The following is a 14,115-nucleotide window of genomic DNA, read 5'->3' as shown; positions in this document are numbered from 1 at the left end:
GGGCGGCAGGCAGGGCGCGGGGCTGGATGGGGCCGTTTACACCCATCGTGTGCTCGACCAGCACTTTCTGCAACTGGCTCTGGCGGAAGGGCTTGGAGAGGTAGTCGTCGAAGCCCAGGCCCAGGAAGCGCTGCTCGTCGCCTTCCAGGGCGTTGGCCGTGACGGCCACCACCGGGGTGTCACTGGGGGTGAGGAAGTGGAAGCGGCTGGTCGAGCCACGGCGGAACCAGCTCAGGGCCTCCACCCCGTCCATGCCTGGCATCTGGATGTCCATGAGGATCAGGTCGAAGCGCTGCTCGCCCAGACGGCGCAGGCCTTCCAGGGCCGAGGCGGCCACGCGCACCTCGCAGCCCAGGCGCTTGAGCATGTGGCTGCAGACTTCCTGGTTCACGGTGTTGTCTTCCACCACCAGCACCAGCTTGTTCAGGTGCAGGGTTTCCTGCTGGCCTTCGATGCCCAGTTCGGCCGTGATGCCCAGGATGGCCTGACGCAGTTCGGCCTTGCGCAGGGGCTTGGGCACGAAGCGCTGGAAGCCGACTTCCTGGGCGCGGCGCACGTCGTCGGGCGAGGAGACGGACGACAGCAGGATCATCTTCAGGTTCGGGTGCCGCTGGCTCTGCCTGAGGGCCTCGGCCAGGCCCAGGCCATCGAGCTCGGGCATGTTCATGTCGACCAGGGCGAGGTCGAAATCGCCGTCCTCGCACCCCTGGCTCAGCAGGATGTCCAGGGCGTGGCGACCGTGCACCGCCTGCGTCACCTTCATGCCCCAGGCACCCAGCATGTTTTCGATCACGGTGCGGTTGGTCTCGTTGTCGTCGACCACCAGCACATTGAACGAAGGCATCTCGGGCTCCTCGAGCATGGCCATGTCGATTTGTGTGTCGCCCACACGCACAGGCACGCGGAACACGAACTCCGATCCCACACCCGGGGCGCTGTGCGCCTCGATGATGCCGCCCATCAGCTCGACCAACTGCTTGGAGATGGCCAGGCCCAGGCCCGTGCCGCCATAGCGGCGTGCCATGCCCACATTGGCCTGCACAAAGGCGCTGAACAGGCGCGGCAGCATGTCGGAGGGGATGCCGATGCCGGTGTCGCGCACGGTGAATTCGAGGTCGAGTTGAGGTGTGAGGTTGCCGGGGTGGGGCTCCATCACCATGCTGCCGGCGCCGCGGCGGATGTCGACCACGACCTCGCCGTGTTCGGTGAACTTGATGGCGTTGGCCACCAGGTTGGTCAGGATCTGGCGCAGACGCAGCGGGTCGCCGTGGATGACGCTGGGGAGGCCCGGCTGTTCTCGGAAGCTCAGCTCGAGCCCCTTCTCGTGGGCGCGAGGGGCCATCAGCTCCAGCGTGTCTTCGACCAGGGTGCGCAGCACGAAGTCGCTGTTGGCCAGCTCCAGCTTGCCGGCTTCGATCTTGGCGAAGTCCAGGATGTCGTTGATGATCTCCAGCAGGCTTTCGCCGGAGCGGTACACGGCCTGGGCAAAGCGGCGTTGCTTGTCGGTCAGGGGCGTGCCCAGCAGCAGCTCGGTCATGCCCAGGATGCCGTTCATGGGCGTGCGGATCTCATGGCTCATGTTGGCCATGAACTGGCTCTTGGCTTGGCTGGCGGCCTCGGCCAGATCACGGGCGCGTTGCAACTCGAGCGCCTGGTTGTGGTCGTCGGTCACGTCGGAGACCAGGCCATAGATGCGCAACTGCCCATCGGGCAGGCGACGGGCGCGGGTGCGGTGGCGCAGCCAGCGCAGGCCCTTGGTCGGGATTTCCAGGCGCAGCAGGTCGTCGGTGGGCTGGCCTTGTGCTTCGGCCAGCTCCTGGCGGCTGAGCACAGCCTGGTCTTCGCTGACCACGAGCTGGCGCAGGCGGTCCGGCCCGGCGTGGAAGTCTTCCGCCGGCAGGCCCAGCAGCTCCTGGGTGCGGGGGCTGAGGTAGAGGTAGTCGGCGCGTCGCTCGGTGGCGACGTAGGCGCAGTCGTCCATCGATTCCATCAGCTCGCGGAAGCGGCGTTCGGACTCTTCCAGGTCGGCCTGGGCCTGGCGCGAGGCGGTGATGTCGCGCACCAGAGAGATCAGCAGGCGCGGGCGACCGTTGCTGTGGCGCAGGGCAAAGTGGCGGGCGTTGACCACACGCAGGCCTTCTTCGCCCGACCAGGTGAAGTCGTGCTCCACCGTGTTGCCGGTCTCGATGGCTTCCTGCATGTAGGGGTTGGTCATGCTCAGCACCGATTCGCCCAGGGCCTGCTCGATCGGGCGGCCCACGACCTGGTCGCGCTGCAGCTTGAATTCCAGCTCGGTGTAGCGGTTGATGGCCACCACATTCAGGTTGATCGGGTCGAGCACAAAAAGGCTGACGGGCAGGTTGCCCAGCAGGGCTTCGAGGAACTCGCGCTCCTGTTCGCGCACGTGCTCCTGGCTCTTGCGCTTGGTGATGTCGTTGAACAGGCAGACGTACTGGCTGCGGCCGCCGCTCTCGTCGAGCATCTGGATGGCGTCGATCTCGCCCCAGTAGCGCGTGACGCTGTGTTGGGCGTTGCGGCCGGCCTCGTAGGCGAGGCGGAAGGGCACACCGCGGCTGAGGTGGTCTTCCAGTTCGCTGACGGCTGCGTCATCGCCCAGTTCCTGCGCCAGCAGGTCGGACAGGCGCCGGCCCAGGGCCTTGTCTTCGGGCCAGCCGGTCAGGGCCACGAAGGCCGAGTTGATCCACTCGATGGTGCCGTCGCGGTCGGTGATGGCCACGCCACTGGTGATGCGCGATGCGACCAGGGCAAGCCGGCCGAGGTGTTCGGCGTTGCTGGCCATGTGGGCGAGGTTGGCATCGCGCTGGGCCACGAAGCCCAGCTGGATGGCCGCGATCTCGAGCACCGGGTTGAGCGCTGGGTGCGCGCGCACCGGATCGCTGAATTCGAGCAAGGCCAGAGGCCAGCCATCGATGGCGATGGGCAGGGCGAGCACGCGGCGTGTGGCCGGATCGCGCCAGGGGCTGGCCGTGGTGGGCACGCTGCCCAGGTCGCAGACGATGGGGCGCAGGTGGCTGAGCGCCGGGCCGAGCGGGCGGTCGTCGCGGTGGGTGGCGGCGATGGCCGTGATGTCGATGATGTCGCCCGCGTCGTTGCCGGTGTCCATCCAGGGGCGAAGCAGGGCCGATTCGCCGTTCCAGCCTTCGACCCGCAGGCAGATCCAGGCCTTGGCACCCAGGTGTTCGTGCAGGGCCTGGCCCACGCGGTGCAGGGCCTGGGGGAGTGACTGGGCAGCGTGTGCCGCCTCGGCAATCTGGCGGCTGAGTTGCAGCAGGTCCGCCTGCTCCTGGTTGCGCCAGGCCTGGTGGACCTCTTCAGGGGGTGCCGTGTGGGGTTGTGTGGGCAGGGGCGGCGTGGTGGTGCTGGGCTGGTCGGCTGCCGGCTCCATGCGCTGTCGTGCGAGGTAGCCGATGCCGGCTGCGGCAAACCCTGACATGGCGAGGCCGAGGCCGGACAGGCCCCAGCGCCACCCCGCCAGGCCGATCACGGCCACGGCCACTGGGGTGAGGGTCATGGTCAAGGGATTGCGCATCGAATACGGGCCCAGCAGCATCGCCTGGTCATGGATGGGTTTTGCGACGTGTCAGAGTTGGCAGCGCACGCAGTCTGTCTGTCGGTTTTCGTCAGTTTATTCACGGACTTTACTCGGTCCGTGAAATCTTCAACCAGCAGAAGAAACCCCCTGCGCCCCTCCTTACAATGATTTGAATGCGGAGAGACGACGAATTTCCCCCTTCCCCGCCGGTGACTGCGCCTGGGGTGAAGCAGATGCCCTGGCTTGGCGTGCTGGGCCTGGCCGCGGCGTGCCTGGGCTGGTGGTGGAGCGGCGCGCTCGTGTGGGCCGTTTTGCTCGGTCTGTCGTTGGGCCTTTTGGGAGCCAGCCTGTGGTGGCAGCGCGACGTTGCCCAGGTGGCCGGCCGCGATGTGGTCTCAATGGATTCCGCGGTTCTGGCGTCGCCGCCCGCCACGTTGACCATGCCCTGGTCGGAATGGGTTTCAGGCTGGTATTGGGAAACGAATGCCGAGGGCCGTTTGTGCCTTGTTCAGCCAGGGCTGGCTTGCGGTGATCCCGCTGAAACCGATTGGGACGCCCTGACGGCCCTGCTGGCGCAAGAGCCTGTTTTCCTGGATTGCTGGACGCCTGCTTCCGCCACGCCAGCCGGGGAGGGCGCAGCCCAGCCGGCTGCCGCCGAACTGTCCCGCTTGCGGTTCGCTTTCACCCAGGCCCAGGCCTGGTCCGGCAGCCTGGTTTTGCCCTGGCCAGCGGCCCTGTCGATGCTGCAAGGTGTCGGGGCCGAAGGCGCGCGGGAATGTGAGCTGCGCGGTGCGCCGCGCCGTGGCCCATGTGGTGAGCTGCTTGGCTTCCAGGGTGTTCTGAGTTTGCGGCCTGCGCAGCCCGAAGCCCGGCCGGTCGCGGCGCCCGCCATCCCTGCCAGCGATGCCGAGCAGGAAGCCTTGCGCTATGCGTTGTCGCACGACTTGCGTGCGCCCCTGCGCGTGGTGGAGGGCTTCACCCGCATCGTCAAGGAAGACTACGGCCGATTCCTCGACCGTGTCGGCCATGACCACCTCGACCGGGTGCTGACCGCGTCGGCGCGCATGAACGGCATGATCGATGCCATCCTCAACCAGGCGCAACTCGCCGGGGCCTCGGTCGAGCGCACCGAGATCGACTTCAGCGCCCTGGCCCGCGAGGTGGGCAGCGAGATGGCCGTTCTGGTGCCGACGCGCACCCCGGTGAGCCTCTGGGTGGCCGATGGCATGCAGATCCGTGCCGACACCCTGCTGCTGCGTCGCGTGATGGAAAACCTCATCGGCAATGCCATGAAGTACAGCGCCAAGGTGGAGTCGCCTCGGGTGGAGGTGGGGGTGATGCCTGCGACCAACCCGTCGGTGTTCTTCGTGCGAGACAACGGTGCGGGTTTCGACATGCAGCATGCCGACAAGCTCTTCGGCCTGTTCCAGCGTCTGCACAGCGCCAAGGACTTCCCCGGCACGGGTGTGGGCCTGGCAGGTGTGCAGCACATCATCCGTCGCCATGGCGGCCGCGTCTGGGCCGAGGCCCGTCCGGGGCAGGGGGCCTGCTTCTATTTCACGCTGGGTGAGGCCTCACAGGCCGCCACTTCGGCATCGCGCATCACAGCCTGAGGGCGCTCTGCCAGGGCTCAGAGCGAGCCGAGTCCGGCCAAGACTTCCTGTGCGTTGAGCAGGCGCTCTGCCAGGGCTTCCACCGAACGGCCTTCGGCGCGGGCCTGTTGCTGCAGTTTCTCAAGGGCCTGCTTGCGACCCAGTGAGTGGCGGTGCATCACGATGCCCACGGCCAGGGGCACCAGGTGGGTCAGCGGATCGGACGGCAAGGTGGGTGCGCCCGTTGCTGGCGCGGTCGCCTGGCCTTGTTGCAGCGATGGCGCCTGGGCTCGGTTGGCGAAGGCCGCCTCGACGGCCGGCACGATCTGCTGGATGTCGAGCGGCTTGACCAGGTAGGTCAGGGCGCCGAGTTCCTTCACCTGGGCCACGGTGGCCTCGTCGGAGAAGGCCGACAGGAACATGAAGGGGATCTGGCAGTACTCGCGCAGGTAGGCGGCCACGTCGAAGCCGGTCTTGCCTTCCATGCGGATGTCGAGCAGCGCGAGTTCGGGCTTGTGCTGGCGCGCCAGCAGGATGGCGTCGTCACCATTGTCGGCATCGATCACCTCGTAGCCGGCCTGGGCCAAGCCGTGCGTCAGCGTGGCGAGCACCAGCCGATCGTCGTCCACCACCAGAATTTTGCCTTTTTGATTCACGCGTGTCCTCTTTGGCCGGATGCGGCCGGTGTGCGGCAAGGGCCCTTGTGAGGCCTTCGCGGCACTGTCCCCGTTCATGTTGTGCGGCAATCGCTATTGTGGCCAAAGAGTGATCTGCTGACCAGTGCCTTCCGAGACTGCGGGGGGGGGAGCCAAGAGGTGGATGCCCGGAGGGTGGAGTTCAACGCAGGTGCGCACCCATTCGCCATCCTGTGTGAGCGTGAGCCGCGCGCTGCGCCGTGGCAGCAGTGCGCGCACCAGGCCCAGGCCCGAGACGCCGCCGCGCACCCGGTCGACGCTGAAGTCTTCGGGCAGCAGGCCGGGGCTGAGGATGTCGATGCGCACGCCACCGTCTTGGGAGAGCAGGGTGCAGCGTAGGTCCTGCGGGCCGTGGCCATGCTTGTGGGCGTTGGTCAGCAGCTCGTTGAGGCTCAGTGCGATCGGGATGGACTCGGCCTCGGGCAGCAGCCAGTCACGGGCGTGGGTGCCTTCCAGCTCCAGCACGATGGGCCGGCCAAAGGTTCGCTGCACGGAGGAGGCGATGGCCTCGACCACGCTGTGAAGGTGCAGCGGGCCGCCCGCGCCCACCTGCAGGCCGTAAACCTGGGCGATGGCCTGGACCTGACCGACGACCTCGGAGATGGCCGAAGCCACCTCGGGCTTGCGGGCCGCGATCTGCTGCAGCAGGCCGGCGACGCCCTGGAGGTTGTTCTTGATGCGGTGGTGCACTTCCTTGACCAGCATCTCGCGCTGGGCAATCGCCGCGTCCAGGCGTGCCTTTTCGGCGGCACGCTGCTCGCTCACGTCGGAGGCCACCAGCAGCAGCTGGTCGCTGGCTTCGCCTTCGCGCGCCAGAGGCAGGTAGTTCACGTCCCAGATCTGTTGGCCCACCTTCTGGGGCAGGGCGTATTCGCGGTGGATGGCCTGTCCCTGGTCGAGCGCAGCCTGCATGTCGGCGCGCAGGATGCGGGCGCGGTCGGCATCGTAGAGCTGCTCGGGCGTGCGGCCCAGGGCGGCATCGGGCTCGACCAACATGAAGGCGGATGCGGCCTGGTTGGCCTGCAGCAGCACGAGCTGACGGGCGTCCACCAGCTGGATGGACATGGGCGCCATCTCGATGATGCGCTGCAAGGTGGCCTGGGCCTCGGCCGACTGGGCTTCGGCTTGACGGCGGCGGTCGATGTCGAGCAGGGCGTAGGTGGTCTGGCGCAGGTTCTGGCCGCTGTAGGTGACCACGGCATTGCCCACGACCCAGAACACGCGCCCGTCGCGGCCCACCACCTGGCACTCGAAGGTGTGGGACTGGCCGTCTTCAAGGACGTCGAGGTAGTCGGTCAGGCGGAACGGGTGGTCGAGGTCGGATGTGGCGACGGTGGACAGGGGCTGGCCCACGAAATCGGCCAGGTCGCCACCGAACATGCGCCGGGCGGAGCGGTTCATCCAGGCGATGCCGTGCTGGTCGAGCGTGACGATGCCGACGAAGACCGAATCGAGGATGGCGCGGGTGCGGTCGGCCTGCAGGGTGAGGTTCTGCTCGGCCCGGTGGCGGTCGTCGATGTTGACGAAGGAGACGATGTGGCCTTCTTCGGGGCGCAGGGGGTTGACCAGGCGCAGGGCCATGTCGGTCCAGAGGGGGCGACCGCGTGGGTGGCGCAGTGCGCGCTCGCCACGCCACTGGCCATGCTGGCGCAGGCGCGCCATGACCTCGGGCTCGGCCTGGGTGTCGTTCTCGTGCGCGTAAAGGCTCACCAGGGGGCGTCCGGCCAGGCCCAGAGGGTCGGCTTCCACCAGCTGGGAGAGGGCCGGGTTGGCGCTCTGGATCAGGCCGTCCTTCACGAAGGCGATGCCCACGCCGGAGACGGAGAACATCAGGTCGCGGTCACGTCCCAGGGCCTCGAGTTGCGCCTGCTGGGCGCGGATGCGGGTGATGTCGGACAGCACCGCGATCACCTCCAGCGGGCTGACCGAGGCGCCCAGGCGGCGCACCGAGAGCGTGTACCAGCGCGTGGTCTGTCCGGGGATGACGATCTCCAGCTCGTTCTCGAACTGGCCTTCGCGCTGCAGTTCGCTGGCGGCGCGGGTGATGACCTGGTTCACGCGCGGGTCGCTGGCGAGCAGGGCGTCGAGGCTCTGCCCAACCATGGTGCCCGGGCTGAGCCCGATCATGCGTTCAAAGCGGCGGTTGCAGCGCACCAGGGTGTTGTCGCGCAGGTAGGCGATGCCGGCCGGGGTGCTTTCGAGGATGGTGCTGAGTTCGTGCAGCAACTGGGCCTGGTCGGGCAGGGGCGGTGCTTCGGGCGCGGCGGCCAGGGTCGGCTTGTGCGTGGATGCCGCACAGGCGCCGGCCTCCTTGATGGCGCACAGGAAGCGCCTTGGCGCATCGCCGGAGGGGGCGCAGGCCCAGACCTGGCTGCGCAGGCTCACCGTTTGCGCCATGGCGCGGGGTTGGCTGACCTGTGCCTGCAGGGGGGCGTCTTCAGGGCCTTGGGCCAGCAGGGCAAGGGGGGCGTCCCAGCCGCAGAGGCGCTGCAGGGCCGAGGGCAGGTCGGCCAGGTTGCCGCCGCCGGGACAGGCGTAGCCCATGAGCACGCTCAGGGCGGGGTTGCAGCGCAGGACGCGACCATGTTCGTTGAACTCCAGCAGCGCGAGCGGGACGAGGTCGAACCAGGCGTCGTCAGGGACCATGGGGGAGGTGGGCATGGGCTGCTGGATGGAAGGGGTGTGGGACGTGGCGTGTGGGGGGGCGCTCAGGGCTTGGGCTGCACGGCCACACCGGGCATCACGCCCGAGTAGTCCTTGGGCAGCATGGCAAGCGCGGCCGCGGCCTGTCGCGCCATGGCCTTGTAGAGCCCGGCCAGCTTGCCATCGGGTTCGGCCACCAGCGTGGGCTGGCCGCTGTCGGCCTGCAGGCGGATCTTCAGGTCCAGCGGCATGGCGCCCAGCAGGGGCACCTTGAAGTCCTCGGCCATGCGCTTGCCGCCGTCCTGGCCAAAGATGTGTTCTTCGTGGCCGCAGTTGGGGCAGCAGAACACGGCCATGTTTTCGACCACGCCCAGCACCGGCACGCTGACCTTTTCGAACATCTGCAGGCCCTTGCGGGCGTCCAGCAGGGCGATGTCCTGCGGGGTGGTGACGACGATGGCGGCCGTGAGCGGCGATTTCTGGCTGATGCTCAGGTGGATGTCGCCGGTGCCGGGGGGCAGGTCGACGACGAGGTAGTCGAGTGGCTGACCCCCTTCTTCTGGTGTCTGGCCCCAGTTGCTGAGGCGCAGCAGCTGGTCGAAGGCCTGGCTGGCCATGGGGCCGCGCCAGATGGTGGCAGCCTGGTTCTCGACCAGCAGGCCCATGGACATGGCCTGGATGCCGAAGCGGCTGGGCGGGGTGATGGTCTTGCCATCGGGGCTCTCGGGCTTGCCGCTCAGGCCCAGCATCAGGGGCTGGCTGGGGCCGTAGATGTCGGCGTCGAGGATGCCCACGCGGGCGCCCTCGGCGGCCAGGGCCAAGGCCAGGTTGACGGCGGTGGTGCTCTTGCCCACGCCGCCCTTGCCCGAGGCCACGGCCAGCACGTTCTTCACGCCCGGCAGCAGGGCCTGGCCACGCGAGGCGGCATGGGTCTTGACCTCGGTGGACCAGTTCACTTCCACGGCACCGATGCCTTCCACCGCCAGCAGGGCCGCTTGGACCTGCTTGGTGTAGGCCGGCCATTGCGAGCGGGCCGGGTAGCCCAGCTTGATGGCCACGCGGGCCGTGCCGCCCTCGACCGTCAGTGATTGCAGCTGGCGGCCGCTGACCCAGTCCTGCCCGGTGAGCGGGTCCGGGATCGCGCGCAGGGCGTCGGTGGCGGCTGAGGCGAGGGCGTTCACCGGGGTGACTTCGGGCTTGGGGGCGGTCATGGGCGGGCTCTTGTATGCAATTCTTTCCAGTCTGGCAGTCTAGCGCGGCCTAAAATCGCGGCCTCCCTCCAGATTGACGACAGGGTCTTGTCCCGCCAGAGACGAGGCCGCCTGCACGCCCGCCCAGAACCATGTCACGCCAGCTCTTCGTCACCACCGCGCTGCCTTACGCCAACGGCCACTTCCACATCGGCCACATCATGGAATACATCCAGGCCGACATCTGGGTGCGCTTCCAGCGCATGCAGGGCGCGCAGGTGCATTTCGTGGGGGCAGACGACGCCCACGGCGCGCCGATCATGATCGCCGCCGACAAGGTGGGCAAGACGCCGCAACAGTTCGTGGCCGACATCGCCGCTGGCCGCAAGCCTTACCTGGACGGCTTCCACATCAGCTTCGACCACTGGTCCAGCACCGACAGCCCTGAGAACCACGAACTGGCCCAGAGCATCTACCTGGCGCTGAAGGCGCAAGGCCTGATCGACGTGCGTCCCATCGAGCAGTTCTTCGACCCCGACAAGGGCATGTTCCTGGCCGACCGCTTCATCAAGGGCGAGTGCCCCAAGTGCGGCGCCAAGGACCAGTACGGCGATTCCTGCGAGGTGTGCGGCGCCGTGTACGCGCCCACCGAGCTGAAGAACCCGTACTCGGCGCTGTCGGGCGCCACGCCGGTGCTCAAGACCTCTGACCACTACTTCTTCAAGCTGTCTGACCCGCGCTGCTTCAACTTCCTGGAGCAGTGGACGCAGGACGGCAAGCTGCAGCCTGCCGTGTCCAAGAAGATCAAGGAGTGGTTCACCAAGGATGAAAACGGCGAAGGCGGCCTGGGCGACTGGGACATCAGCCGCGACGCGCCTTACTTCGGCATCGAGATCCCCGGTGCGCCGGGCAAGTATTTCTATGTGTGGCTGGACGCGCCCATCGGCTACCTGGCCTCGCTGAAGGGCTACTTCGCGGCCGGTGGCCCGCTGAACAAATACGGCGAACAGCGCAGCTTTGACGAGTTCATGGCCGACCCGGCCGTGGAGCAGGTGCACTTCATCGGCAAGGACATCACCTACTTCCACACCCTGTTCTGGCCCGCGATGCTGCAGTTCAGCGGCCGCAAGCTGCCCACCCAGGTGAACGTGCACGGCTTCCTGACCGTGAACAACGGCGAGAAGATGTCCAAGAGCCGTGGCACGGGCCTGGACCCTTTGAAGTACCTGAGCCTGGGCATGAACGCCGAATGGCTGCGCTACTACATCGCCGCCAAGCTCAACGCCAACGTGGAAGACGTCGACTTCAACAAGGACGACTTCATGGCCCGGGTCAACTCGGACCTGGTGGGCAAGTACATCAACATCGCCAGCCGCGCGGCCGGCTTCATCGCCAAGCGCTTTGGCGGCCAGCTGACCGCCAGCATCGGTGACGATGGCCGCGCGCTGCTGGGCACGCTGCAAGCCGGTGCCGCCGGCGTGGCCGAGCTGTACGAGGCCCGCGAGCTGGGCAAGGTGCTGCGCGAGATCATGCTGCTGGCCGACCGCGTCAACGAATACGTGGACGCCAACAAGCCCTGGGAGCTGGCCAAGCAGGAGGGCATGGACGCCCGCCTGCAAGAGGTCTGCACCGTGTGCATCGAGGCCTTCCGCCTGCTGAGCATCTACCTCAAGCCCGTGCTGCCCGCGCTGGTGGGCAACGTCGAGGCCTTCCTGAAGGTGGCGCCGATGACCTTTGCCGACGCGGCCCAGCTGCTCGGCGCCCACACGATTGGCGAGTACAAGCACCTGATGCAGCGCGTGGACGTGAAGATGCTGGATGCGCTGTTCGAGCCGCCGCCTGCGCCCGTGATCGAGCTGCCCAAGCCCGGCGAATCGACCAAGGCCCCCATGCCCCCCGAGGGGGAAGCCCTCGCCTTGGGGCGGCCCGGCGGCGAGGAGATCGCCCCCACCATCACCATCGACGATTTCGTCAAGGTGGACCTGCGCATCGCGAAGATCGTCAACGCCGAGCACGTGGAAGGCAGCACCAAGCTGCTGCGCCTGACCCTGGACGTGGGCGAAGGCCGTCACCGCAACGTGTTCAGCGGCATCAAGGAGGCCTACCAGCCCGAGCAGCTGATCGGCAAGCTCACCGTGATGGTGGCCAACCTGGCGCCGCGCAAGATGAAGTTCGGCGTCAGCGAAGGCATGGTGCTGGCCGCGTCGCACACCGATGAAAAGGCCAACCCGGGCGTGTACGTGCTGGAGCCTTTCCCCGGTGCCGAACCGGGCATGCGCATCCGTTGAGCTGGCGCAGGAAAGGGCTTGCGTCCATTGACCCGGCACAGCCCTTGCTGTGCAATGGGTGTCAATGGACCGCCCTGACCCCACCTCATCCCCAGGGGCTTCGCAGCCTTCTTCGCGCCAACGATCGGCGTGGCTGAGTCACCTGAACCTGGCCCCTTTTCGCCCGCGGCTGCTGAGCGCGCTGAAGGGCTATGACCGCAGCCGTTTCTGGGGCGATGCGGGCGCCGGCCTCACGGTGGGCATCGTGGCCTTGCCCCTGGCCATGGCCTTTGCCATCGCCTCGGGCGTCAAACCCGAATCCGGTCTGTTCACGGCCATCATCGCGGGCTTCCTGATCTCGGCCCTCGGGGGCTCGAATGTGCAGATCGGCGGGCCGGCGGGGGCCTTCATCGTCATCGTCTATGGCATCGTCGAGCGCCATGGCCTGGCCAACCTGCTGATCTCGACCGTGCTGGCCGGTGGCATCCTGTTCGCCATGGGCCTGTTCCGGCTGGGTGTGCTGGTGCGCTTCATCCCGGTGAGCATCGTCATCGGCTTCACCAACGGCATCGCGGTGCTGATCGCGCTGTCGCAGCTCAAGGACCTGCTGGGCCTGAGTCCGGCGCGCATGCCGGCCGATTTCGTGGGCCAGTTGCAGACCCTGGGCGCCCACCTCCACCAGTTCAACCCCGTGGCGCTGGGCTTGGGCCTGGTGACTTTGCTCGGTCTCTTCCTGTGGCCGCGACTCTTTGCCAGCGAGGGGGCCGTGGCGTCTGCGCTGCAGGGCACGCGACCGGTCAGGCTCTTGGCACGCTTGCCCGGGCCCATCGTGGCCTTGCTCAGCCTGGGGGCGCTCACGGCCTGGCTCGACCTGCCTGTGGCCACCATCGGCAGCAAGTTCGGGGGCATCCCGCAAAGTCTGCCGAGCCTGGTCTGGCCGGCGTTCACCTGGGAGGGCGTGCGCCAGCTCTTCATTCCCACGTTGACGATCGCCATGCTGGGCGCGATCGAATCGCTGCTGTGCGCCCGGGTGGCCGACAACCTGAGCAACCTGCCACGCCACGACCCCAATCAGGAGCTGATGGCCCAGGGCGTGGCCAATGTGGTGGTGCCGTTTTTCGGCGGCATCCCGGCCACGGGCACCATCGCGCGCACGGTGACCAATGTGCGGGCCGGTGCCAGCACGCCCGTGGCGGGCATGGTGCACGCGTTGGCGCTGCTCTTCATCGTGCTGGTGGCCGCGCCGCTGGCGGTGCATGTGCCGTTGCCGGTGCTCTCGGGCGTGCTGCTGTTTGTGGCCTGGAACATGGGCGAGTGGCGCGAGTTCGCCAGGCTGGGCCATTACCACTACACCTACCGCACCATCCTGGTCGGCACCTTCCTGCTCACCGTGGTCTTTGACCTCACGGTGGCCGTGGAGGTGGGCCTGGTGCTGGCCTGTGTGTTCTTCATCTACCGCATGAGCACGCTGTTCAGGCTGGCGCCGCCGGAGGGCGACGCCCTGCCGGTGCCGGATGGCGTCGAGGTGCGCCGACTGCACGGATCTTTGTTCTTCGCGGCCGTCGGCAAGGTGGAGGATCTGCCCGAGCAGTTGCCGCCAGGCACGCGTGCGCTGGTGCTGGACCTGGGGCGGTTGATCTCGATGGACACCTCGGGCCTGGACGCCCTGGTGCAGTTGCGCCGCACGCTGGCGCGCCAGGGCATCTGCCTGCTCTTGTGCGGGGCACAGGAACAGCCACTGAGTCTCTTGCAGCGCAGCGGGCAGTACGCCGAGTTTGGCGAGGGGCTGGTGCAGCCCGACCTGGCCGGGGCCTTGGCTTGGCTGGGCAGCCGGGCGCTCAGTCGCTGACCAGCTGCGCCAGCAGGTCCAGGCTCAGCGCGGTGGTGGCCGGGGCGCGGGCCAGGCGCAGGGCCAAGGCTGTGTCGGCCAGCTGACCAGGTGCAGGGCGGAGCTGGCCGAGCAGGGCGCCCAGTGCCTGCTGCACCGCCGGTGGGTGGCCGCGCAGGCAACGCAGCCTGCGCAGGCCGATCACCCAGCCGCGCAGCCAGGGGGTGGCTTCGGCATGACCCAGGGCGACTTCCGCCTGGTTGAGGCCGGCCTGTTCCAGCGCGGCGTTCAGGCCGCTGGCGCGGGCCTGGGCGGGTGTCATCCCGGGGGGGCGCTTGCTGCGCAGG

General features: G+C 67.8%; 8 protein-coding genes. 3 read left to right on the top strand and 5 right to left on the bottom strand.

Annotated elements, in window-relative coordinates; all coding sequences use genetic code 11:
* Positions 1-3,532: response regulator (locus tag QZ994_RS14490; RefSeq protein ID WP_290873007.1), on the bottom strand; the 3,532-nt coding region annotated here is incomplete at its 3' end.
* A 254-nt stretch (positions 3,533-3,786) separates the two neighbouring features.
* Here QZ994_RS14490 and QZ994_RS14485 point away from each other — a divergent pair.
* Complete coding sequence (locus QZ994_RS14485) at positions 3,787-5,166, top strand: ATP-binding protein (protein ID WP_290873010.1); 1,380 nt, start codon at positions 3,787-3,789, stop codon at positions 5,164-5,166.
* A gap of 17 nt (positions 5,167-5,183) precedes the next feature.
* Here the strand turns inward: QZ994_RS14485 and QZ994_RS14480 are convergent, their stop codons facing one another.
* The 3 genes from QZ994_RS14480 to apbC all read right to left on the bottom strand — a co-directional run bounded on the left by QZ994_RS14480 (position 5,184) and on the right by apbC (position 9,694).
* Complete coding sequence (locus QZ994_RS14480; protein ID WP_290873004.1) at positions 5,184-5,801, bottom strand: ANTAR domain-containing response regulator; 618 nt, start codon at positions 5,799-5,801, stop codon at positions 5,184-5,186.
* Positions 5,802-5,894: 93 nt separating this feature from the next.
* Complete coding sequence (locus QZ994_RS14475; protein ID WP_290873001.1) at positions 5,895-8,501, bottom strand: PAS domain S-box protein; 2,607 nt, start codon at positions 8,499-8,501, stop codon at positions 5,895-5,897.
* A gap of 47 nt (positions 8,502-8,548) precedes the next feature.
* A complete protein-coding gene (apbC, locus tag QZ994_RS14470) occupies positions 8,549-9,694 on the bottom strand; it encodes an iron-sulfur cluster carrier protein ApbC (RefSeq protein ID WP_290872998.1) in 1,146 nt (381 codons plus the stop codon).
* A 131-nt stretch (positions 9,695-9,825) separates the two neighbouring features.
* On the opposite strand from apbC, the gene metG reads away from it, so the two are divergent.
* Positions 9,826-11,961 carry a methionine--tRNA ligase gene (gene metG, locus QZ994_RS14465; RefSeq protein ID WP_290872995.1) on the top strand — a complete coding sequence of 712 codons (2,136 nt, stop codon included), beginning with the start codon at positions 9,826-9,828 and terminating at the stop codon, positions 11,959-11,961.
* 64 nt (positions 11,962-12,025) lie between these two features.
* Positions 12,026-13,789, top strand: coding sequence for a SulP family inorganic anion transporter (locus QZ994_RS14460; RefSeq protein ID WP_290872992.1), 1,764 nt, complete (start codon positions 12,026-12,028; stop codon positions 13,787-13,789).
* Here QZ994_RS14460 and QZ994_RS14455 read toward each other — a convergent pair.
* Positions 13,779-14,115, bottom strand: a 337-nt coding sequence (locus tag QZ994_RS14455) for a hypothetical protein (RefSeq protein WP_290872989.1), incomplete at its 5' end; no start/stop codon positions are given. The two genes, QZ994_RS14460 and QZ994_RS14455, sit on opposite strands and share 11 nt — an antisense overlap.

Source organism: Aquabacterium sp., assembly GCF_021768455.1.
Lineage (GTDB): Bacteria > Pseudomonadota > Gammaproteobacteria > Burkholderiales > Burkholderiaceae_C > Aquabacterium.
The sequence above is the reverse complement of the archived record's forward strand: the minus strand, read 5'-3'. Positions and strand labels throughout refer to the sequence as shown.

Coding starts and splice junctions, on each gene's coding strand:
- metG (WP_290872995.1), top strand. CDS start 9,826: ATGTCACGCCAGCTCTTCGTCACCACCGCGCTGCCTTACGCCAACGGC.
- QZ994_RS14460 (WP_290872992.1), top strand. CDS start 12,026: ATGGACCGCCCTGACCCCACCTCATCCCCAGGGGCTTCGCAGCCTTCT.
- QZ994_RS14485 (WP_290873010.1), top strand. CDS start 3,787: ATGCCCTGGCTTGGCGTGCTGGGCCTGGCCGCGGCGTGCCTGGGCTGG.
- QZ994_RS14475 (WP_290873001.1), bottom strand. CDS start 8,501: ATGCCCACCTCCCCCATGGTCCCTGACGACGCCTGGTTCGACCTCGTC.
- apbC (WP_290872998.1), bottom strand. CDS start 9,694: ATGACCGCCCCCAAGCCCGAAGTCACCCCGGTGAACGCCCTCGCCTCA.